Raw genomic sequence first — 22,826 nt, 5'->3', positions numbered from 1 at the left:
GCGAATCGGACACGAGGCCCGCCTGCCAAGGGCAGGGCGAGCAAGGCTCTTTGTATCACCAGGTTCGAACGGCGCAGCGGCCGCTTTCCCGGCTATCGAACAGCTGAGACCGGCCCGTGACGCGCTTGTTGCCGGGCCGCCACCGCACTCCGGATCCGCCACCGCCGCACGGTCCGGCCGCCCCCGGACCGGCCCGGCACCTCTGCCGCCGGCGGGGCCGGCTCAGACCCCGTCGGCGAGTTCCAGCCAGCGGGTCTCCAACTCCTCGCGCTCCGCCACGAGTTCGCGGAGCTCCGCGTCGAGCTTCGCCACCTTCTCGAAGTCCGTGGCGTTCTCCGCGATCTGGGCGTGCAGCCCGGACTCCTGCTCACCGATGCGGTCGAGCCGGCGTTCGATGCGCTGGAGATCCTTCTTCGCGGCACGGGCGTCCTTGGCGCCGGCTCCGCCCGGCGTCTTCTGCCGGGACGCGGAGGGCGCGGCGGCCGGGGCGGACGCCTTGTCCTGCGCGAGGACCCGCTGCCGGCGTTCCAGGTACTCGTCGATGCCGCGCGGCAGCATCCGCAGCGTGGCGTCACCGAGCAGGGCCATGACGCGGTCCGTGGTGCGCTCCAGGAAGTACCGGTCGTGGCTGATGACCACCAGGGAACCGGGCCAGCCGTCGAGCAGGTCCTCCAGCTGGGTCAGCGTCTCGATGTCGAGGTCGTTGGTCGGCTCGTCGAGGAACAGGACGTTGGGCTCGTCCATGAGCAGCCGCAGGATCTGCAGCCGGCGGCGCTCACCACCGGAGAGGTCGGCGACCGGTGTCCACTGCTTCTCCTTGGTGAAGCCGAACTTCTCGCAGAGTTGCGAGGCGGTCATCTCGCGGCCCTTGCCGAGGTCGACCCGCTGCCGGATCCGCTCGACGGCCTCCAGCACCCGCCAGCCGCGGTCGAGTTCGGCGACCTCCTGGGAGAGATGGGCGAGTTTGACCGTCCTGCCGACCTTGATCCTCCCGGCCGCGGGCTGCCGCTCGCCGCCGCTGTACGCGGCCTCGGCCAGCGCCCGCAGCAGCGATGTCTTGCCCGCGCCGTTCACCCCGACCAGGCCGACGCGGTCGCCCGGGCCGAGCTGCCAGGTGAGGTGTTTCAGCAGCTCCTTCTCACCGGCCCGTACGGTCACGTCCTCCAGTTCGAACACCGTCTTGCCGAGGCGGGAGTTGGCGAACTTCATCAGCTCCGCGGTGTCGCGCGGCGGCGGCACGTCCGCGATCAGCTCGTTGGCCGCCTCGATCCGGAACCGCGGCTTGCTCGTGCGGGCCGGGGCGCCGCGGCGCAGCCACGCCAGCTCCTTGCGCATCAGGTTCTGCCGCTTGGTCTCCTCGGTGGCGGCGATCCTCTCCCGCTCGGCCCGGGCGAAGACGTAGTCGGAGTAGCCGCCCTCGTACTCGTGGACGGCGCCGCGCTGGACGTCCCACATGCGGGTGGCGACCTGGTCGAGGAACCAGCGGTCGTGGGTGACGACGACCAGGGCGGAGCGGCGGGCCCGGAGGTGGCCGGCGAGCCAGGAGATCCCCTCGACGTCGAGGTGGTTCGTCGGCTCGTCCAGGACGATCAGGTCCTGTTCGGCGATGAGGAGCTTGGCGAGGGCGATCCGGCGGCGCTCGCCGCCGGAGAGCGGGCCGATGACCGTGTCCGGGCCCTGCGGGAAGCCCGGCATGTCCAGACCGCCGAAGAGGCCGGTGATGATGTCGCGGATCCGCGCGTTGCCCGCCCACTCGTGGTCGGCGAGGTCGCCGATGACCTCCTGGCGGACGGTGGCCGCCGGGTCGAGCGAGTCGTGCTGCGTCAGCACGCCGAGGCGGAGACCGCCCGCGTGGGTGACCCGGCCGTCGTCGGGGGTCTCCAGCTTGGCGAGGATGCGGACGAGGGTGGTCTTGCCGTCACCGTTGCGGCCGACGACGCCGATCCGGTCTCCCTCGTTGACGCCGAGGGAGACGCCGTCGAGCAGCGCACGGGTGCCGTACACCTTTCCGACGGCTTCCAGATTGACGAGGTTCGTGGCCATTCCGCTCCTGATTCCACGCCGCGCTGGGCGGCGTCCGTGTGGGTGCTTTCCAGGGTAGTCGCCGCGGGCGGGCCGGCCGGACGGGCTGTGGACAACCCCGCGGGCGCGGAGCGCGGCGGGTCGCGGGCGGCTGGCTGCCTACGCGGGCGGGTGCGCGGCTGCCGTGCCCGGGGGCGCGGGTGCGGGGGCGGGTTCGGGGGTGGGCGCCGGCGCGGGTGCGGCCGTGGGGGCGGGGGTGCGGGCCGGTGTGAGCAAGGTCGCCCCGGCGGCCGGGGACGCGGCGACGCGGGCGGTGCGGCAGGTGCCGGATTCGTGCAGGGCACGAGCCAGGAGCTCCGCCTCGCGTGCCGACCCGGCGAGGAACGCGGTGGTCGGGCCGGAGCCGGAGACGAGGCCGGCCAGGGCGCCGCCCCGGGCCCCCGCCGCGAGCGTGTCCGCGAGGGAGGGGCGCAGCGAGAGTGCCGCGGCCTGGAGGTCGTTGCCGGCCCCGCCGGCCATGAGGGCGTCCGCCAGGGCGGCGGCGTCCCCGGCGGCCAGGGCGTCGAGGAGCGGGCGGGACGGTTCCGGATCGGGGATGTCCGTCACGCCGGCGCCGGTGCCGGAGACCTCGCGCAGCCGGTCGCACTCCCGGTAGACGGCCGGGGTGGAGAGGCCGCCGTCCGCGACGGCGAAGACCCAGTGGAAGGTGCCGCCCACGTCCAGCGGGGTGAGCAGTTCGCCCCGGCCCCGGCCCAGCGCCGCACCGCCCAGCAGACTGAACGGCACGTCGCTGCCCAACTCCGCACAGATGTCCAGAAGTTCCTCGCGGCTCGCCCCGGTGCCCCACAGGGCGTCGCAGGCGAGCAGGGCCCCGGCGGCGTCGGCGCTGCCCCCCGCCATGCCGCCGGCGACGGGGATGTCCTTGGCGATGTGGAGCCGCACCCGGGGCTCGATTCCGTGGCGGGCGGCGAGGAGTTCCGCCGCCCGGACCGCGAGGTTGGTGCGGTCCAGCGGCACCTGGCCGGCATCCGGGCCGGTGACGGTGACGGTGATGCCCGGCGCGCCGGCCGGGGCGGCCGTGATCTCGTCGTGCAGGCCGACGGCGAGGAAGACGTTGGCGAGGTCGTGGAAGCCGTCCGGCCGGAGCCCGCCGACGGCCAGCTGCACATTCACCTTCGCCGGTACGCGGACGGTGACGGACCCGTCCTCCGCCACCCGGTCCGGCCGGGCGGCCGGGCCGCTCGCGCCGCCCTGGCCGCTGGGACTGTGCGGGCTGCTCGGGCTGTGCTGCCCGTGCGCGCTGATTCCGGTCACTGGGGGCGCTCCGTATCGTTCGTCCGGTCGCTCCGTCGCTGCTCACCGCTGCTGACGGCGCCTGGTCTCGTGCCCGCCGGTCCGCCCGCCGCCCGTACGGACAGCGGTGCCGGGACCGGCGCCGGTCCCGGGCTCCCGCCCGGGCTTGTGCTCCGCGATCGCCGCGAACTCCTCCACCGTCAGCGACTCGCCACGCGCCTGCGGCGACACCCCCGCGGCCACCAGCGCCTCCTCCGCCGCGGCGGCGGAACCGGCCCAGCCCGCGAGCGCCGCGCGGAGCGTCTTGCGCCGCTGGGCGAAGGCGGCGTCCACGACCGCGAACACGTCTTCCCGGGCGGCCCCGGTCCGCAGCGGCTCGGCACGGCGGACCAGCGAGACCAGCCCGGAGTCGACGTTGGGCGCCGGCCAGAACACAGTGCGCCCGATGGACCCGGCGCGCTTCACCGTCGCGTACCAGGCCGCCTTCACCGACGGCACGCCGTACACCTTGGAGCCCGGCGGCGCGGCGAGCCGGTCGGCCACCTCTGCCTGCACCATGACGAGCGTGCGTTCGATGCTGGGGAAGCGTTCCAGCATGTGCAGCAGAACGGGCACCGCGACGTTGTACGGAAGGTTGGCCACCAGGGCCGTCGGCGGCGGGCCGGGCAGTTCGGTGACGCGCATCGCGTCCGAGTGCACCAGTGCGAAGCGGTCGGCGCGCTCCGGCAGCCGTGCGCCGACGGTGGCCGGGAGCGCGGCCGCCAGGGCGTCGTCGATCTCGACCGCCACCACGCGGTCGGCGGCCTCCAGCAGCGCCAGGGTCAGCGATCCCAGCCCCGGGCCGATCTCCACGACCGTGTCCTCGGGCCGCACTTCGGCGGTCCGGACGATACGGCGCACCGTGTTGGCGTCGATGACGAAGTTCTGGCCGCGCTGCTTGGTGGGGCGCACGCCCAGGGCGGCGGCCAGTTCGCGGACGTCGGCGGGGCCCAGGAGGGGGCCGGGCCCGTCGGTGTCGGTGCTCGTGCTCACCCGTGAAGCTTACGGCCGCGGCGGGGACCGGCAGCCGCCCGCCCGTCCGGTGCGGGTGAACCCGGCCCGGGCGTTCCGGACCAGCGGTCCGTTCGGACGGCCCGGTCGGACAGCCCGGCCGGACCCGCGGTCCGGTTCGGCCCCACAGCCCGGTGGCCCCGCGGTCCCGCACCGGTCCTCACGGGTTCGGCCCGGGCCCGCAGTCCGGCCAGGGGAACGCGCCTCGCTGGACGTACAGCTTCCTGGCCCTGAACGTCCGTTCACCCGGCGGCGCATACCGGGGCCGCCCGGCGGACACGCAAGGGGCCATGGCGGCCCCGTGCGGCCCGTCGGCGCCGGGGACACGGGCGGAGCGGGTGCCCACGCGCACGATGCGCGGCACCGGCTCCCGCACGGTCTCCGACCGCAGCGCCCTCGGCCGCTGCCGGACGCCGTCCACGGTGCGCACGGCGTAGGTGACCCGCCGGACGCCGCTCACGCCCGCCTGCGCGACCACCTCCGCGCCCCGGAGAAGGACCGGATCGGCCCGCCGGACCGCGGAGTACGGAATCGGTTCCTCCCGGACCCGTCGCTCCCCGCGGACCCGTAGGACCCTGAGGACTCCGCGGTCGCGGGGAAAGGTGTCCGGCGGCGGGAACGTGGTGTCCGGGCCGCGCAGCACGACCCCGGCCTCCGCCACGGCCTCCCTGACCGTGCCCGCGTTGGTGCGCAGAGTGCGCTCCCGGCCGTCGGCGGTCACCGTGACGGTCCGCTCGGTCCGCACCTCCAGGACGAGCCCGGAGCGCGGAATGCCGGTCCAGTGCGGCACGGAGAGATGCGCGCCCTCCGCGGGCACCCGGAGTTCGCGCAGCGCGCCCCTGACCGTGGCGGCGGTGGTCCAGCGCGCGCGCCGCTCGGTGTCGACGGTGAGATCCAGGGGCTTGCCACGGCGCACGGCGATCCGGTCGCCGTGCGCGAGGGGGCGCCCGGGCACGGGGTCCACGGCATCGTGCGGGCCCAGGCGCACGCCTTCGTCGTCGAGGAGTTCACCGGTGTCGCCGGCAAAGGTGTGCAGGGTGCGCTGCCGGCCGTCGACGCTCAGCCGGACGGCCTTGTCGTGAGCGAGGAACGCCCACGTGCCGCCCGCCAGCGCGACCACGACGAGAGCCTGCGGAAGCAGCCTGCGCAACCGCTCCGGGCGCGTCGGCCGGTGCCTGCGCCGCACCGCCCGCCGGGTCCCGCCCCGGCCATGGCCCCGGCGGAGGGGCGGGGCGGGGACGGGCGGAGCCACGGGAGACGGCGCATCGGACACCGGACCGGCCGGGGGAATCGCGGCATGGCGGACCGGGGCCGGGACCGGGGCGGAAGCCGGCGCCGGTCCTGGTCCTGGTCCTGGTCCTGGTCCCCATGCCGGTGCCGATCCCGCTGCCGGTGCCGATCCCGCTGTCGGAGCCGGGATCGGCGCCGGAGGCCGGACCGGTGGAAGGGCCGACCAACTGGCCCCGCCTCCATACGGGTTCGCGTTCTCCGAAGTGGTCCGCAGCACCGAGGGCAGGTCGCGCGGTTCGGTGCGGGCACTGGACGGGTCGTACGGCGGGTGGGTGTACGGGCCGTGCGACTCGGGAAGCGTGTCGCCCTCCCGGCGCGGGACGCGCGGCGGAGCGCCGTAACCGCCCGGCGGCGGCCCGGGGTGGGCACTGCGCCCGTACGGGGCACGGTGGGCGCCATACGGCGTCTGCGGCGGACTCTGCGGTCCCGGGGGAGGCGGTGGAGAAAGCGGTGGGGTCCGGACGGCCGGCGGCGCCGGAGGGGAGGGCGGAGCCGGAGGGGAGGGAGCCGGAGAGAAAGGCGGGGAGCTGGATGGAGGCACCACCGAGGCCATCCGCGTCGGCACCCCCGGCGGTGACGCCGAGGATGCGGGAGGTGCCGAAGGCGCCACAGGCGCCGAAGGCCGTGGAGGGGAGAGAGGCTGCGGAGGTGGGAGTGGTTGGAGAGGCTGCGGAGGTGGGAGTGGCCGAGGAGGTGCCGGGGACGCCTCCCGGAATGCCGGAGGTCCCCCAGGTGCCGCCGGATATCCCGCCGGTGCGGCGCCCGGCCAGGACGGCGCCGGGTCTCTGGAGAACCAGCCGTCCGGCCACGGCCCGCCGGGCGCGCTCGCGCCCCCGCGCCCCGCCGTGGTTCCCGGCTCCGCCCAGGCCCCGGGTGCGGGTGCGGGTGCGGCTCCCGCCTCCGCACCGTCTCCTCCGGCAGCCGGTCCACGGCCCTCGCGGCGTTCGCCCCGGTGACTCCCCTGATGTGTGCTCACAACGCTCCACTGTCCGGCGGTCGGAGGCGGACTGTAGCGGAGCAACGCTCACTCTCCAAAGTCGTATGACTACACACCGTTCCCGGACGGGTGGTCACGTCGCGTGGTGACCGGAAGGCCACCGCACCTCCGGCCGACGGCCCCTCGGAGCGCCTCCGGCCCCGCCCCGCGTCCGGCTCTCAGTAGCCGAAGGCGCGCGCCGTGTTGGCCGCGACCGCCTCCGCGAGGGCGTCCTCCGGGACGCCCTTGACCTCGGCCATGGCCCGCAGCGTCAGCGGAATGAGGTACGGGGCGTTCGGCCGTCCGCGGTACGGCGCCGGGGTGAGGAAGGGAGCGTCCGTCTCCACGAGCAGCAGGTCGAGCGGCGCGACCGCGAGCGCGTCGCGCAGCGGCTGCGCGTTCTTGAACGTGACGTTGCCCGCGAAGGACATCAGGTAGCCCTGGTCGGCGCAGATCTTGGCCATCTCCGCATCACCGGAGAAGCAGTGGAAGACGACCGTGCCGGGCGCGCCCTCCTCGTGGAGCACCCGCAGCACGTCCGCGTGCGCCTCGCGGTCGTGGATGACGAGCGCCTTGCCGTGCCCCTTCGCCATGTCGATGTGCCGGCGGAACGACCGCTCCTGCGCGGCCATCCCCTCCGGTCCCGTACGGAAGTGGTCCAGGCCGGTCTCGCCGACGCCCCGCACCTGCGGCAGGCCCGCGAGAGCGTCGATCTCGTCGAGGGCGGCGTCCAGCGCCGCCTCACCGCCGGGCTCGCGGGCACCCTGCCGGGACCAGCCGTCGGGATCGCCGAGGACGATGCGCGGCGCCTCGTTGGGATGCAGCGCCACGGTCGCCCAGACACTTTCGTGCGCGGCCGCCGTCTCCGCCGCCCAGCGGGAACCGGCGATGTCACAGCCGACCTGGATCACGGTGGTGACGCCCACCGCGGCCGCCTTGGCGAGCGCGTCCCCGACCGTGCCGGACTGCATGTCCAGATGCGTGTGCGAGTCGGCGACCGGCACGCGCAGCGGCTCCGGCAGCGGCGGCGGCGCGTTCCTGTCGGCCTTCGCCGAGCCCTTGCCGGAGCTTCCCGCCTGCCCGGACCCGGTCACGCCGTCCCGCTTCCCGCTGCCGCCGCTGCTCCCGCTGTGCCCGGGTCCGCCGGATGATGTCGCTGCCGCCATGGCAGCGAGTTTACGGGCCGGACCACCACGGTTCCCGACGCCCGGCAAGGACCGGGCCGCCGCTCTCAGCCGCCCTGCACCGCGCCCGTCACCGTGCCCCTCCCCCGCCCTTCACCGTGCCGCTCCCGCGTTCTCCCCCCACGTTCCTCGCCGCGTCCTTCACTGCATCCCTCGCGGCGTTCTTCGCCGCCACCACCGCGTCGAACACCTCGCGCTTGGGCAGACCCGCCTCGGCAGCGACCGCCGCGATGGCCTCCTTGCGCCGCTCGCCGGCCTCCTCCCGCACCCCGACCCGGCGCACCAGTTCCGCCGGGTCCAGCTCGGCCGGGCCCTTCTCCGGCGCGCCCTCCACCACCACGGTGATCTCGCCCCGTACGCCCTCGGCCGCCCAGGCCGCCAGTTCGGCCAGCGGCCCGCGCCGCACCTCCTCGTAGGTCTTGGTCAGCTCCCGGCAGACGGCGGCGCGCCGCTCCGCGCCGAAGACCTCGGCCATCGCGGCCAGGGTGTCGTCCAGCCGGTGCGGTGCCTCGAAGTAGACGAGGGTGCGCCGCTCGTCCGCCACCTCCCGCAGCCTGCCCAGACGCTCCCCGGCCTTGCGCGGCAGAAACCCCTCGAAACAGAAGCGGTCGACGGGCAGCCCCGACAGCGCCAGCGCCGTGAGCACGGCGGACGGTCCCGGCACCGCCGTCACCCCGATCCCCCGCTCCACCGCGGCCGCGACGAGCCGGTAGCCGGGGTCCGACACCGACGGCATCCCGGCATCGGTCACGAGCAGCACCCGCGCGCCCCCGGCCAGCGCCTCCACCAACTCGGGCGTCCGGGCCGCCTCGTTGCCCTCGAAGTACGACACGACCCGCCCACGGGTCTGCACCCCCAGCGCCTGGGTGAGCCGCCGCAGCCGCCGGGTGTCCTCCGCGGCCACCACATCGGCCGCGGCCAGTTCCTCCGCCAGCCGCGGCGGCGCATCCGCGATGGCGCCGATGGGCGTCCCTGCCAGTACGAGCGTTCCAGTCACCCGGTCATCCTCGCAGCTGCGGAACCTCCCCGGCCGCCGCCGGGGGCCGCGGTCCGGCCCGTCCGCCGGGGGCGGCCGTCACCCGCCCGGCGGCCGCGTTCCCTACGATGGCGCGGTGACCAGTGACACCGCCACCGGCTCCCGGTACGAGCACGAGCTCGGCGAGCAGCCCTCCGGGGCGTCGGTTCCGGGTGCCGGCCCGACCTCGTGGCAGCTCCGGCTGCGCCGCTACGGCTACGCGGAGCAGCCCCGTACCCCGCTCCGCGACCGGCTGGTCCCGCCGTACCGCACCGCGGGCACCCGGGTGTGGACTCTCCTCGGCGTGGACCCGTACACCGCCGAGAAGCTGGTGCGGTGGGCGGCCTGGGCCGGTCCGCTGCTGGTCGCGCTGCTCGCGGGCGCCCTGCGCTTCTGGCACCTCGGCAGCCCGGACGCGGTGATATTCGACGAGACGTACTACGCCAAGGACGCCTGGTCGCTGCTCCAGCTCGGCTACGAGGGCAGCTGGCCGGACAAGGCCAACGAGAAGATCCTGCGCGATCCCCAGAGCATCCCCCTCAACCCCGAGCACAGTTACGTCGTGCACCCGCCTGTCGGGAAGTGGACGATCGCCCTCGGCGAGGGCCTGTTCGGATTGCACCCGCTGGGCTGGCGGTTCATGCCGGCGGTGCTCGGCACCCTCTCCGTGCTGATGGTGTGCCGCATCGGCCGGCGGCTGTTCCGCTCCACCGCCCTCGGCTGCCTCGCGGGCGCGCTGCTCGCCGTGGACGGTCTGCACTTCGTCATGAGCCGGACGGCGCTGCTCGACCTGGTGGTGATGTTCTGGGTGCTGGCCGCATTCGGCGCGCTGCTCATCGACCGGGACAAGGCCCGCGCCAAACTGGCGGACGCCCTCACGACCACCGCGGACCGAGGGGACTCGGCGGCCGTGACGGCGGGAGCCGCGCCCGTGCCCGCTCCGACGGCAAAGCCCGCACAGGAGACGGACGGGACGGCGAACTGGACAGCGAAGGGGACGGGGAAGGGAACGGCGGAAGAGACGGGCCTCGTCCGGCCGGACGCTCTCATCGGTGACCGGCTGGGGCTCGGCCTGCGGCCGTGGCGGCTCGCCGCCGGGCTCTTCCTCGGCCTGGCCTGCGCCACGAAGTGGAACGGCCTCTACATCCTGGCGGTCTTCGGCCTGCTGACCGTCCTCTGGGACGCCGCCGCGCGCCGCACGGCCGGCGCCCACCGTCCGTACCGGTCGATGCTGCGCCGCGACGCGGTGCCGGCGTTCCTGTCGATCGTGCCGGTCGCCGTGGTGACGTACACCGTCTCCTGGGCCGGCTGGTTTCTCACCCGCGGCGGCTACTTCCGCGGCTGGGCCGAGGGCCGCCGGGGCCTCTCGCCCGACTCCGTCTCCCTGTTCGGCCTGCGCGTCCCGCTGCCGCAGGCCGACATGACCTGGGTGCCGGAACCGCTGCGCAGCCTGTGGCACTACCAGTCCGAGGTCTACAACTTCCACGTCGGGCTGACCGATCCGCACCCCTACCAGTCGAACCCCTGGTCCTGGCTCGTCCTCGGCCGCCCCGTCTCGTACTTCTACGAGTCGCCGCAGCCCGGCGAGGACGGCTGCCCTGTCGGCACCGCCGACAAGTGCGCCCGGGAAGTCCTGGCCCTGGGGACGCCGATGCTGTGGTGGGCGGCGTGCTTCGCGGTGCTGTACCTGGTCTACCGCTGGGGGTTCCGGCGCGACTGGCGCGCGGGCGCGATCCTCTGCGGCATCGCGGGCGGCTGGCTGCCCTGGTTCCTCTACCAGGAACGCACGATCTTCTTCTTCTACGCGGTGGTCTTCGTTCCGTTCCTCTGCCTCGCCGTGGCCATGGCGATCGGCGCGCTGCTCGGGCCGCCGGGCTCCTCGGAACAGCGGCGGGTGCTGGGAACCGTGGGCGCCGGAGTGCTCGTCCTCCTGATCGTCTGGAACTTCATCTACTTCTTTCCGCTCCACACAGGACAGCCGATTCCGGTCTCCGACTGGCAGGACCGCATGTGGCTGGACACCTGGGTGTGATGTCGGAGGGATGCCGTAGAGTGCGCCGCGTTGCGTTCCACACGGGGTGTCGTGCCTTTTCCGAAGTGCGAAGTGTCTGTGGGGGTTTCTCCGATGCGCAGTGGCGCGAAGGCCGCCGTCATCGGCGGTGTGTTCACCGCGATGGTGGGGGCCGCAGGTTACGGCGTGTACGGCCTGACGTCCGGCGACGGCGGGAACGGCTCCACGACGACCACGGCCGCCCGGCCCGAGGTGAAGACCGGCCCGCCCAGCGCGGACGAGATACGTGAGACCTCCGAGGGATTCCTCACCGCCTGGGCCGCCGGACAGCCGGAGAAGGCCGCGGAGTTCACGGACGACAGCACGGCCGCCACCGCCGCCCTCACCGGCTACCGCGAGGAAGCGGCCGTCGAGAAGGTCACCCTCCAGCCCGGCGCGGCCACCGGCGCGAAGGTCCCCTTCGGGGTCACCGCGGAGGTCGTGTACGAGAAGGAGCGGGCGACCGTCTCCTACGACTCCGCGCTGACCGTCGTCCGGGACAAGACCTCCGGCAAGGCCCTGGTCCGCTGGGAGCCGTCCGTCGTCCACCCGGAACTCGGAAAGGGTGACACCCTTGTCACCGGCGAATCCGAGGCCCCGCCGATCAAGGCCCTGGACCGCGACGGCGAGGAACTGACCAAGGAAGACCACCCTCAGCTCGCCGAGGTACTGGCCAGCCTGCGCGAACGGTACGGCGACAAGGCCGGCGGCAAGCCCGCCGTGGAGCTGGCCGTACAGCGCGAAGAGGGCGACGAACAGCCGGACAAGACGCTGAAGGTGCTCGCCGAGGGAGAACCGGGCGAGCTGCGGACGACCATCGACGCCGGCCTCCAGGCCGCCGCCGAGAAGGCCGTGGCCGACCGCTCCAAGGCCGCCGCCGTGGCGATCAAGCCCAGCACCGGCGAGATCCTGGCGATCGCCAACGCCCCGGCGGACGGCTTCAACGTCGCGCTGCGGGGTTCACTGGCGCCCGGTTCCACGATGAAGGTCGTGACCTCCGCGATGCTGCTGGAGAAGGGCCTGGCGTCCCCGTCGAAGGCGCACCCGTGCCCGAAGTACTTCTCGTACGGCGGCTGGAAGTTCCAGAACCTCGACAAGTTCGAGATCAAGGGCGGCACTTTCGCGCAGAGTTTCGCCGCCTCCTGCAACACGGCCTTCATCTCACAGGCCGGAGAGCTGTCCGGCGCCGACCTCGGCAAGACAGCCCGGGACCTCTTCGGCATCGGCCTCGACTGGCAGACCGGGGTGGTGACCTTCGACGGCGCCGTGCCCACCCAGAAGGACGCGCCGATGGCCGCCTCGCTCATCGGGCAGGGCGGAGTCCGGATGAACCCGCTGACCATGGCGTCCGTCTCGGCAACAGTGAAGTCGGGGGTCTTCCGCCAGCCGGTGCTCGTGCCGGTGTCGGTGGACAACCGCACGATCGCCAAGGCACCGCGCACCATGTCGGCCGGCACGGCGGACGCCCTGCGGGGCCTGATGCGGCTGACGGCGACCTCCGGTACGGCGGCCGAGGCCATGGCGGGGCTCGGCGGGGACATCGGCGGGAAGACCGGCTCGGCGGAGGTCGACGGGCAGAAGAAGCCCAACGGCTGGTTCACGGCATACCGCAACGACGTCGCCGCGGCGGCGGTCGTTCCGGCGGCGGGCCACGGCGGCAAGACGGCGGGACCGATCGTCGCCGACATCCTGCGCGCGGGCGGCTGACCACCAGCCGTCTGCGGTCGTCGTGACCATCGGTCTCTGTACGCGCAGACAGCGGGTCTTCGGGCGCTTAGACCAGCGGGTCTTCGGGCCACGGCCCACGGCCCGACCCAGCGGTCTTCGGTCACGGTCCACCGCCCGACCCAGCGGTCTTCGGTCACGGTCCACCGCCCGACCCAGCGGTCTTCGGGCGCGCGGAGGCTGAGCGGGACCATGCCCACGGCGGCGCCCGGCATGGTCATGATCCTGTGGGCGCAGACCGTTGAACCGGCAGACCAAGGCGGACAGCCGGATACATGCGGACTTCTTGGCGTACTGACACCTTTCGAGATGTACCGGCCGGCTCGGTGGCGGGTTGGGGTTACGGCGCCGGGTGGGCGGCGCGATGGTGGTGACCGGTGCGTCGCGGGCTACCCGTTGTTGTCTTGGTGGGGGTTACGGCATCCGTGCTGGGGGTGGGCCGGTGGTCGGTCGTCTATCCGGGACCGTGCGCACCCGGGGTCGTTCGGAAAGACGATGGCGTGGCTGGTGCCGGTGGGTGGTTGCGGGGGCACACGCGCGCCTGGGCTTCTCGGCTTTCCCGCCGTCGTGGCGGGCTTTCGGTGGTAACGGTCGTGGCGGGTGGCGGCGTGGCGGGCTCGGTTCTTCCTCTTGACGGTCGCCGGTCGCCGGTCGGTGGTGGCTGGGGCAGCTCGTGCCCGTGGAGGCCGAGGTGCCTGCCGTCGCTGGTACGCATCAACGCCGAGGGGCGTGCCCCCTGCCAGCTGCTGCCCGCCCGGTAGTTGTCCGGAGCAAGGTTCCGGGTTTCAGGCAGGGATGTGGGCCCCTCCGCGCGGTGGCGGAGGGGCTGGTGCCGGTGGCTGGCCCGCCGGAATGCAGGGGGCTAAGGGCTGTGGGGTGGGTTGGTGTAGGTGTGGCCCGTCGGAGCGGTCCAGGTGACTTCGCCGGTGTCGGGGTTGCGTTCGGCCTGCCATCGGGTGCGGTGTTTCAACAGGTGGTGGCGTCGGCACAGCGGCATCAGATTGTCCGGCTCCGTCGTCCCGCCCGCCGTGGGATTCTGGTGGTTGAAGGGCTGGATGTGGTCGAGGTCGCAGCGGTGGGCGGGCATCTGGCAGGAAGGGAAGGCGCAGGCCATGTCGCGGGCGGTGACGTGGCGTTGGGTTTCGGCGGTGGGCTTGTAGGTGGTGGGGTCGGTCTTGATCAGCAGGCCGGTCTTCGGGTGGGTGATCAGACGCCGCCAGATCGTGCCCGGGGCGAAAGCCACCTCCCGCGCCTGCCCGGCACTGATCGGTCCGTAGCCCTTGAGCTGTCCGGGCTCCTCATCCACCCCGATCAGGGTGTCGAGGGACACCGTCACCTGCACCACCGCCGCCGACCGGCCACCCGGAGTGTCCTGCCCGGCAGGGCGGTTGACGACCAGGTCAAACAGGGCATCCACCCGCTTCTGGTTCAGGGTGCGGCCGTCATCGGCGAAGGTGGCGGCGTGGGCGTCGACGGCCGCGTCGAGCTGCGCGGCCTGCGGGACGGGCAGGAAGGCGGTCCAGGTGGCCATGCCGTCCTCGGTGGCCCGGTGCCAGATCGTGCGGTCCTCCCGCCGCCGGCGATGCCGCACCTCCGCCCCCTGCGGGTCGGCTTTGAGCACCGCCCGGTTCAATGCGCGCCGGGTCTGGCCGACGGACTGGGTGGGCATCTTGGGCAGCACCATGGCCTCTACCGTCGCAGCGGCTTCGGGGTCGAGGGTGCCGGTGACCTCCGCCACCGCCTTCGCCTGCAGATAGCAGATCTCCCCGCGCTCCAACAGGCTGACCGTGGTGGGGAAGCGTCCCTCCAGGGCGGTGGCGACGGCCAGGCGGTCCGCGGCTGTGTTTCCCGACAGCTTCAACGCGCAGGCGACATCCTCACAGGCGAAGTTCCAGTCGTAGTCCGCCCAGCCGATCTCATTCGGCGTCGCGTCCAGTGCATCGGCCTCGATATCGGCCAGCAGACCAACCTGCTGAGCCTGGATCCAGGAGGTGTGCCGCTCCCAGGCCTTCAGCGCATCGATCCGCCCCGTGGTGGAGAGCTGCCCGCGCTCCAGCAGAGCGAGCATCGCCGCCGTCTGCGGACCCGGCACAGCCGACGCCAGATGCGCCGCCCACTCATCCGCCGTCACCGGCTCCCCCGGCACACCGGTGGTGGCCCCGGTGGTGGCCGTGTCGTCGTGGTCGAGCAGCGTGGCCTGCATGACATTCCCCCCGTCCGGATCACCGCGTGAACTCCCGCCCTCACGGAGCGAGTTCTTACCCCCTATTTTCCGTCACGTACGGTGATGAATCCAGGTCCAGAGCGTGGAACCACCCGAACGAGTGAGCGAAAACGGACCCGGGAACTCCACTCATCGCCCACACCAAACACCAGCAACGCCACCCACGATCGCCACCACGACCGAGGACCCGCCACGGCAGCGGCAGAGCCCAAGAACAGGGCACGCGCGCCCGGGCCGCGCCTCTCCAGCCGGGTGTCAACACCCGTGAGCGACCCACACCGGCCACCGCCTGCCCACCGGAAGAGCCACCACCCAGGCCCCAACCCCAGCGACAGCCGATATCACCGCAGCAGTCACGACAGCCGGACTCAACCGCCACCACCGACAGCCCGCCACGACGAACGGGAAAGCCGAGAAGCCCAGGCGCGCGTGTGCTTCCGCGCACCCCCACCGGCACCAGCCACGCCATCGTCTTTCCGAACGACCCCGGGTGCGCACGGCACCGGATAGACGACCGACCACCGGCCCACCCCCAGCACGGATGCCGTAACCCCCACCAAAACAACAACGGGCAGCCCGCGACGCACCCGCCACCACCATCGCGCCGCCCACCCGGCGCCGTAACCCCGACCAGGACGACGAAGGACAGCCTGCGCCGGACAGCCTCCAACGCATCCCGTGGCGCCACCCCACTGCCGACCCGGCGCGACGAGACTCCAACCCGCCACCAGAGGCGGCCCCCAGCCGCCCCGCCTCAGCGTCCGTCCTCCCGACTCAGGAACCCGACGCCTGAGACCCAAACCCTCGCAGGCATCCCCGGAGCGCACGGACCAGCGCCTGGGCCCTGGGGTCCGCCGTCACGTTCTGCTGGAGACCGTTCGTCACATAGCCGAAGCCGATACCCGCTTCCGGATCCGCGAAGGCCAGGGAGCCGCCGCGGCCCGGGTGGCCGAAGGAACCGGCGGACAGCAGCGGGCAGGCCGGGCCGTGGAGCATGTAGCCGAGCCCGAAGCGGGTGTCCACGACCAGGACGCGGTCCGGACCGGCGGACTCCTCCGTACGGGCCTGGGTGAGGGTCGCCGGGACGAAGAGCCTGCGGCCGCCCTCCACGGGCCCGATCAGCGCGGCGTAGAAGCGGGAGAGCGCCCGGGCCGTGGCGATGCCGCCGGAGGCGGGGAGTCCGGCGGCACGGTAGGCCGGGTCGTTCTCGTCCGGCAGCGGGTCGACGGCGGCGAAGGCACGACGCGTCAGGGAGGCCGGGTCGGCGTAGGCGTCCGTGACGGACCGCTTCGGGCGGACGCGGAGCCCTGCCGCGGCGGGCCGGTCGGGGGCTTGTACCTCCGCGATCCGTCCCACGTGCTCCTGTTGCCCGGCCGGGAGACCCAGCCACAGTTCCAGCCCGAGGGGGGCTGCGATCTCCTCGGCGATCCACCGTCCGATCGGGCGGCCGCCGACGCGGCGGACCAGTTCCGCCAGCAGCCAGCTGTAGGTCATGGCGTGGTAGCCGTGCGCCGTTCCGGGCTCCCAGGCCGGCGCCTGGGCGGCCAGCGCCTCCGGCCCGCTCACATCGTCGAGCGCCTGTGCGGGGGTGAGCGGGGTGTCCAGCACGGGCACCCCGGCGCGGTGGTTGAGCAGATGCCGCACGAGCACCCGTTCCTTGCCGGCGGCCTTGGACTCCGGCCAGTAGGTGCCGAGCGGCGCATCCAGGTCGAGCTGTCCGCGCTGCTGCAGCAGGAGCGGTACGGCCGCGGCGACGCCCTTGGTGACGGACCGCACGATCTGCGCGGTGTCCGCCGTCCACGGCTCGGTTCCGTACGGGTCGGCCGTTCCGGCCCAGAGGTCGACGACCTTCCGCCCGTCCCGGTGCACGGCCACGGCCGCCCCGCGCTCGCCGCGCTCCTCGAAGTTGCGGGCGAAGGCGTCCCGGACCGGCTCGAAGCCGTCCGCCACCGTGCCGTGGACGTCCACCACTGTGCTGCATCTCCCGTTGCCCGTTCCGTCACCGACCATCCATAGTGCCTGGTATGCCGCACTGCCCGGTCGGCGGGTCCGGTGGCCGGGGCGGCGGGTGCCCATGGCGGGTTCTGCCCGGTGCCGGTAGCGGGTTCTGCCCAGTGCCGGTGGCGGCTCCGGTGCGGGTCTCTAGCGTGTGGGCACGGTCACCGAGGACGGGTCGAAGCCGAAGGGCAGCTCCAGCCGGTGGGCGCGCATCAACTCCTCGTCCGCCAGCAGTTCCTGGGTCCGGCCGTCGGCGGCGATGACCCCACCGCTGAGCACGACGGAGCGCGGGCAGAGCTCCAGGGCGTACGGCAGATCGTGGGTGACCATGAGCACCGTCACCTCCAGGGACCTCAGCACGTCGGCGAGTTCCCGGCGCGAGGCCGGGTCGAGGTTGGACGAGGGCTCGTCCAGGACGAGGATCTCCGGCTCCATGGCCAGGACGGTGGCGACGGCGACCCGGCGGCGCTGGCCGAACGACAGATGGTGCGGCGGCCGGTCCGCGTAGCCGGCCATGCCGACCCGTTCCAGGGCGCGGGCGACCGTCTTCTCCAGTTCTTCGCCGCGCAGTCCGGCGGCGGCCGGGCCGAAGGCGACGTCCTCGCGGACGGTGGGCATGAAGAGCTGGTCGTCCGGGTCCTGGAAGACGATGCCGACGCGGCGGCGGACCTCGGCCAGGTTCTTCTTCACGACGGGCTGTCCGGCCACCCGTACCGTGCCCGCCCCCGTTCCCGCGTCGGCCCCCAGAATGCCATTGAGGTGGAGGACGAGGGTGGTCTTGCCGGCGCCGTTGGGGCCGAGCAGGGCGACGCGCTCGCCGCGCCCGACGGCCAGGTCGACCCCGAAGAGGGCCTGGTGGCCGTCGGGGTAGGCGTAGGCGAGGCCGGTGATCTCCAGCGAGGGGACGGTGTCCGGGCCGGGGACGGCGGAGGAGGCTGAGGCCGGGGCGGGGGTCACGGTGTCCATTCCATCGGGCTGGGCGGCGGGGGCGGGGAGGGGGCCGGGGCGTGGCCGACGGCGGGAACGGGAGGCGGGACGGCGGGACGGCGGGAGGCGTGGGGAGGGAAGGCGGGAGCGGAGGAACGCCAAGCGGTCACAAGGACCACCCCGCCAGGCACACGGCGAGCGCGGCCGCGGGCAGTGCGGCGGCGCGGGCCCACTGCGACCGGGTGGCGGTCACCTCGTCGATCACGGGCATCGTCCCGGTGTACCCCCGGCTGACCATGGCGAGATGGACCCGTTCGCCGCGCTCGTAGGACCGGATGAACAGGGCCCCGGCGGACTTCGCCAGCACGCCCCAGTGCCGGATGCCGCGGGCCTCGAAGCCGCGGGAGAGCCGGGCGATCCGCATCCGGCGCATCTCGTCGGTGATCACGTCCCCGTAGCGGATCATGAAGGAGGCGATCTGCACGAGCATCGGCGGCATCCGCAGGCGCTGCAGCCCGAGGAGCAGTTCGCGCAGCTCGGTGGTGGAAGCCAGCAGCACGGAGGCGGCAACGCCGAGCGTGCCCTTGACCAGGATGTTCCAGGCGCCCCAGAGCCCGGAGACGGAGAGCGACAGGCCGAGCACCTGGGTGCGCTCCCCCTCGGCGACGAACGGCATCAGGACGGCGAAGGCGACGAACGGCACCTCGACCAGCATCCGCTTCAGCAGGAAGCCCGCCGGGACGCGGGCCGCCGCCGCGGTCGCCGCGAGCAGCAGGGTGTACGCCCCGAACGCCCAGAAGACCTCACGGGGGGTGGCCACCACGGCGAGGACGAAGCCGAAGGCCGCAGCGATCTTGCAGTGCGGCGGCAGCCGGTGCACGGCCGAGTGGCCGTGCCGGTAGAGCTTGTGGGCGTGGCCCGCACCCATGGCTAGCGCTCGCCCCGGGCGGTGGCGGCCCGTTCCGTGCCGGGCGCGGTGCCGGTGGTGGTGGTGCGGGTGCCCGTGCCGGTGCCGGCAGCCGCCGGGGCGGCTTCGCCGGACGCCTCCGCTCCGGGGCTCCCCTCCGCTCGGGTGTCCTGCTCGGGGGCGCCCTGCGGTGCGGCGTCCTCCCCGCGGCCGTCCTGCGGGCGGCGGCGTACGAGCCAGAAGAGACCCGTGCCGAGGACGAGGGTGGCACCGACGCCGACGACGCCCGCGAGCCCGCCGGAGAGCCGCGGGTCTCCGATGTCGCGGGCCTGGTAGTCGGCGAGCGGGGAGTCCTTGGCCGCGTGCTCCTCGGCCTTCCGGTCGATGCCGTGATCGGCGGCGACCTTCTCCAGGCCGTCGGGACTGGCCGAGGCGTAGTAGCTCACGACCCCGGCGAGCAGCAGGGCGGTGAGGACGCCGGTGATCCAGAGCAGCCGGGTGCGCGGGCCCCGGGGGCGGGGGGTGGCGGACATCAGGCGGTCGCCTCCTTGGTGTCGGTGCTCCGGCCGGTGCCACCGGAGTCGGAGGTGCTGGCGGAGTCGGAGGGGCTGCCGGCGCCCGGGGCGGAGCCGGTCGCGGCTGTGGCCGTGGCCGCGACGACCGTGGAATCGGCTGTGGAGTCGGCCGCGGAGTCGGCGGTGGTGCCGGCCGGGCGGGGCCGGGCCGGTGCGCCGGCGGGGCCGTGGGTGCGGAGAAGCGTCGGCCGCCCGAGGCCCCGGGCGCCGTACACGAGGTCGGGCCGGACGGCGATGACCGCGCCGATGGTCAGAGCGGTGATGACGCCCTCACCGATGCCGATGAGCGTGTGGACGCCGACCATGGCGGCGAAGACCTTGCCGAGCGCCACATCGGCCGTGCCCCCGAGGGCGTAGAGGCCGGTGAACGCGGCCGCGGCGGCCGGTACGGAGAGGAACGCGGCCAGGAAGGAGGCGGCCGTGACGGAGGCGCGGGCCCGGGGCAGCAGCCGGACCAGGCCGCGGAAGACGGCGTAGGCGACGGGGACACCGACCACGGCCATGGTGGTGATGTTGACGCCCAGCGCGGTGAGGCCGCCGTCGGCGAAGAGGACCGCCTGCATGAGCAGGACCACGGAGATGCAGAGCACGCCGGTGTACGGGCCGACGAGGACGGCGGCGAGCGCCCCGCCGAGCAGATGGCCGCTGGTACCGGCCGCGACCGGGAAGTTGAGCATCTGGACGGCGAAGACGAAGGCGGCGACGAGCCCGGCCAGGGGCGCGGTGCGCTCGTCGAGTTCGCGCCGGGCGCCGCGCAGACCGACCGCCACCGCGGCCGCGGCGACGGCTCCGGTGGCCAGGGACACGGGCGCGTCGAAGAACCCGTCGGGGACGTGCATGGGGAGGCTCCGCTCTACTCACTGGGCCGGCCTGTCCTGTTCGACCACTCAAGAGTAGTACGCACTTGCACATGAGTTGCAAGAGCGCCCGGGTTTCCGGAATCACCGCCCGCGCCGCCCGCGCCGCCCGCGCCCCCGGCGCCCCCCGCGCCCCCGCGCCACCCGCACCGCCCGCGCCCCCGCAGACGGCGAGGGCCGCATGACGAAGCCCCCGGTGGCGTCCGTACTGGACGGCTGATGCCACCGGGGGCTGGTTCGGTGCCGCGCCTCGTCCCCACGGGGCGGCACCGTCCGGTGTCTCCCGGCTCCGCTGGGACCGGGGCACCGGAGTCTCGCGTTCCGGGGCGGCGGGCGGCGATCCGGGGGCGGCCGCCCGCCGCGACGTGCCTACCGGGCCCGGCCCGCGCCGGACGTCTGCTCCGCACGTCCGGCGCCGGCGCCGGCACCGGCATCGGCATCGGCATCGGCGTCCGTGCCCGTGCCGGCTCCGGCGGCAGCGGCCTCCTCGTGGAGGTCCAGCTCGCGCTGGAGGCCGTCGCCGTCCACATCGACGTTCGGCAGCACCCGGTCCAGGCTCCGCGGCAGCCACCAGGCCGCCTTGCCGAGCAGTCCGAGGACGGCCGGGACGATCGCCATGCGCACGATGAAGGCGTCGAACAGCACGGCGACCGCGAGCCCGAAGCCGATCATCTTGATCATCGAGTCGGAGGAGCCGATGAAGCCGGCGAAGACGCTGATCATGATGACCGCGGCCGCGGTGACGACCCGGGCCCCGTGCCGGAAGCCGGTGACCACGGCCTGGTGCGGGGTCTCCCCGTGGACGTGGGCCTCGCGCATCCGGGTCACGAGGAAGACCTCGTAGTCCATCGCCAGGCCGAAGACGACACCGACCATGAAGATCGGCATCATGCTCATGATCGGGCCGGTCTCCTCGACGCCGAACAGTCCGCCCAGCCATCCCCACTGGAAGACGGCCACGACCGCGCCGAGCGCCGCCACGACGGACAGCAGGAAGCCGAGCGCCGCCTTGAGCGGGACGAGCAGGGAGCGGAAGACGACGGTCAGCAGCAGGAAGGCGAGCCCGACGACCAGGGCGAGATAGGGCAGCAGGGCGTCGTTGAGCTTCTGCGAGACGTCGATGTTCATCGCGGTGGTGCCGGTGACCAGGGTCCGCGCGCCGGTGTCGGCCTCCAGGTCATCGGACTCGGCGCGGATGTCCGCGACAAGCTCCTCGGTCTCGGCGCCGGTCGGCTCCGAGGCGGGGATGACGCTGAACATGGCCGTGTCTCCGGCCTTGTTGAACTGCGCCGGGGTGACGGTGGCGATGCCGTCGAGGTCGGAGACCCGGTCCGTCACGCGCTCCGCCGCCGCCTTCGGGTCGTCGCTGCCGTCCGCGTCGACGACGACCACGAGCGGCCCGTTGAAGCCCGGGCCGAAGCCCTCGGAGAGCATGTCGTACGCCTTGCGCTGCGTGGTGCTCGTCGGCTGGCTGCCGTCGTCCGGCAGGCCGAGGCTCAGGTCCGTCGCCGGTACCGCCAGGGCGCCGAGTCCGACCACACCCACGATGAGCACGGCGGCCGGGCGCCGCAGGACGAAGCGCGCCCAGCGGGTACCCATGTTCTCCTTGGCCGGAGCACCGGCCCCGGACGTGCCGGAGCCGTCGTCACCGGCCCCGTCGGTGCCGGAGCCGGCGCTCTCCGCCGCGGCTGCCGCCCTGCGGGACTTGCGGGCCCCGCGGCCCAGGACGCGGTCGCCCGCGAAGCCCAGCACCGCCGGGATCAGAGTGAGGGCGACGAGGACGGCGATGACGACCGTGCCGGCCGCCGCCAGGCCCATCTTGGTGAGCATCGGGATGTTGACGACGGAGAGTCCGGCCAGGGCGATGACGACGGTCAGCCCGGCGAAGACGACCGCCGAGCCCGCGGTGCCGACGGCGCGGCCCGCGGCGTCCGCCGATTCGCGGCCGTCCGCCAGTTCGGCGCGGTAGCGGGAGACGATGAACAGCGCGTAGTCGATGCCCACGGCCAGACCGATCATCGTGGCGAGGATCGAGGTGGTGCTGGACAGGTCCAGCACGCTGCCGAGCGCGGTGATGGAGCCGACGCCGACGCCGACCCCGATCAGGGCGGTGATCAGCGGCATCCCGGCCGCGATCAGCGAACCGAAGGTGATCGCGAGCACGATGGCGGAGACGACGACGCCGATGATCTCGCCGCTTCCGGTCTCCGGGATGGCCTGGAGGGCGTCGCCGCCGGTCTCCACCGTCAGGCCCAGCTCGCGGCCGTTCTCGGCGGCGGCCTGCAGTTCCTCGCGCGACTTCTCGGTCAGCTCGAAGGAATTGGCCTCGTAGGAGACCTGGCTGTAGGCGGTGGTGCCGTCCTTGCTGACGGCCTTGGTCCGGAAGGGGTCCGGGGCGGCGGCGACCTGGCCGCCGCCGGCGAGTTCGCCGACGACGTCCCGCACCGCCGCCTTGTTCTCCGGGTCGGTGATCTTCTCGCCGTCGGGCGCGCGGAAGACGACGCGGGCGGTGGCACCGTCGGCCGCGGCGTTCGGGAAGCGCTCCTCCAGGACGTCGAAGGCGCGCTGGGCCTCGGTGCCGGGGATCGAGAACGAGTTGCCGGCGGGGCCGGGTGCGGTCGCCGCGGCGATGCCGACACCGGCCAGCAGCGCCGTCCATATGAGGGTGGCGAACCAGCGTCGCCGGAAGGCGAGCCGGCCGATGCGGTACAGGAACGTGGCCACGAGAAGTGG

At 73.7% G+C, this 22,826-nt stretch carries 14 protein-coding genes and 1 pseudogene; 2 read left to right on the top strand and 13 right to left on the bottom strand.

Annotated features, from left to right (window positions below; genetic code table 11):
* Nucleotides 1-222 precede the first annotated feature (222 nt).
* The 6 genes from LIX60_RS18765 to rsmI all read right to left on the bottom strand — a co-directional run bounded on the left by LIX60_RS18765 (nt 223) and on the right by rsmI (nt 8,812).
* Entirely contained in the window at nt 223-2,043 is a 1,821-nt protein-coding gene (locus LIX60_RS18765) for an ABC-F family ATP-binding cassette domain-containing protein (protein WP_227959481.1), read from the bottom strand.
* Between the two features lie 138 nt (nt 2,044-2,181).
* Nucleotides 2,182-3,237 (bottom strand): 4-(cytidine 5'-diphospho)-2-C-methyl-D-erythritol kinase, encoded by a 1,056-nt coding sequence (locus LIX60_RS18760; protein WP_227962826.1) that lies wholly within the window; start codon nt 3,235-3,237, stop codon nt 2,182-2,184.
* Between the two features lie 141 nt (nt 3,238-3,378).
* Nucleotides 3,379-4,347: a 16S rRNA (adenine(1518)-N(6)/adenine(1519)-N(6))-dimethyltransferase RsmA gene (gene rsmA / locus LIX60_RS18755; RefSeq protein ID WP_227959480.1), complete on the bottom strand. Its 969-nt coding sequence runs from the start codon at nt 4,345-4,347 to the stop codon at nt 3,379-3,381.
* Nucleotides 4,348-4,525: 178 nt separating this feature from the next.
* Nucleotides 4,526-5,515 (bottom strand): ubiquitin-like domain-containing protein, encoded by a 990-nt coding sequence (locus tag LIX60_RS31765; protein ID WP_308101570.1) that lies wholly within the window; start codon nt 5,513-5,515, stop codon nt 4,526-4,528.
* A gap of 1,295 nt (nt 5,516-6,810) precedes the next feature.
* Nucleotides 6,811-7,797: a TatD family hydrolase gene (locus tag LIX60_RS18745; protein WP_227959478.1), complete on the bottom strand. Its 987-nt coding sequence runs from the start codon at nt 7,795-7,797 to the stop codon at nt 6,811-6,813.
* Nucleotides 7,798-7,885: 88 nt separating this feature from the next.
* A complete protein-coding gene (rsmI, locus tag LIX60_RS18740; protein ID WP_227959477.1) occupies nt 7,886-8,812 on the bottom strand; it encodes a 16S rRNA (cytidine(1402)-2'-O)-methyltransferase in 927 nt (308 codons plus the stop codon).
* A 115-nt stretch (nt 8,813-8,927) separates the two neighbouring features.
* On the opposite strand from rsmI, the gene LIX60_RS18735 reads away from it, so the two are divergent.
* Together LIX60_RS18735 and LIX60_RS18730 are read left to right on the top strand one after the other, a co-directional pair.
* Nucleotides 8,928-10,862 carry a dolichyl-phosphate-mannose--protein mannosyltransferase gene (locus LIX60_RS18735; protein WP_374117880.1) on the top strand — a complete coding sequence of 645 codons (1,935 nt, stop codon included), beginning with the start codon at nt 8,928-8,930 and terminating at the stop codon, nt 10,860-10,862.
* A 93-nt stretch (nt 10,863-10,955) separates the two neighbouring features.
* The gene (locus LIX60_RS18730) at nt 10,956-12,587 is read left to right on the top strand and encodes a penicillin-binding transpeptidase domain-containing protein (protein WP_227959476.1); all 1,632 of its coding nucleotides are present in this window, start codon (nt 10,956-10,958) and stop codon (nt 12,585-12,587) included.
* Between the two features lie 880 nt (nt 12,588-13,467).
* On the opposite strand, the gene LIX60_RS18725 is transcribed toward LIX60_RS18730, so the two are convergent.
* From LIX60_RS18725 to LIX60_RS18695, 7 genes and pseudogenes are all read right to left on the bottom strand, one after another.
* Entirely contained in the window at nt 13,468-14,808 is a 1,341-nt protein-coding gene (locus tag LIX60_RS18725; protein WP_227959475.1) for an HNH endonuclease signature motif containing protein, read from the bottom strand.
* 795 nt (nt 14,809-15,603) lie between these two features.
* On the bottom strand, nt 15,604-16,800 hold the full coding sequence (locus tag LIX60_RS18720; protein WP_227959474.1) for a serine hydrolase domain-containing protein: 1,197 nt from the start codon (nt 16,798-16,800) through the stop codon (nt 15,604-15,606).
* Between the two features lie 171 nt (nt 16,801-16,971).
* Nucleotides 16,972-17,793, bottom strand: coding sequence for an energy-coupling factor ABC transporter ATP-binding protein (locus tag LIX60_RS18715; protein WP_227959473.1), 822 nt, complete (start codon nt 17,791-17,793; stop codon nt 16,972-16,974).
* 127 nt (nt 17,794-17,920) lie between these two features.
* Nucleotides 17,921-18,682: a cobalt ECF transporter T component CbiQ gene (cbiQ, locus tag LIX60_RS18710; RefSeq protein WP_227959472.1), complete on the bottom strand. Its 762-nt coding sequence runs from the start codon at nt 18,680-18,682 to the stop codon at nt 17,921-17,923.
* 248 nt (nt 18,683-18,930) lie between these two features.
* Nucleotides 18,931-19,158 (bottom strand): annotated as a pseudogene (locus tag LIX60_RS31955) (PDGLE domain-containing protein); the annotation flags it as partial.
* A gap of 35 nt (nt 19,159-19,193) precedes the next feature.
* Nucleotides 19,194-20,075: an energy-coupling factor ABC transporter permease gene (locus tag LIX60_RS18700; protein ID WP_227959471.1), complete on the bottom strand. Its 882-nt coding sequence runs from the start codon at nt 20,073-20,075 to the stop codon at nt 19,194-19,196.
* A gap of 387 nt (nt 20,076-20,462) precedes the next feature.
* The gene (locus LIX60_RS18695) at nt 20,463-22,817 is read right to left on the bottom strand and encodes an MMPL family transporter (protein WP_227959470.1); all 2,355 of its coding nucleotides are present in this window, start codon (nt 22,815-22,817) and stop codon (nt 20,463-20,465) included.
* Between the last annotated feature and the right edge of the window lie 9 nt (nt 22,818-22,826).

Source organism: Streptomyces sp. S07_1.15, assembly GCF_020739505.1.
Lineage (GTDB): Bacteria > Actinomycetota > Actinomycetes > Streptomycetales > Streptomycetaceae > Streptomyces > Streptomyces xinghaiensis.
This window is presented reverse-complemented; position numbering and strand designations above follow the sequence as displayed.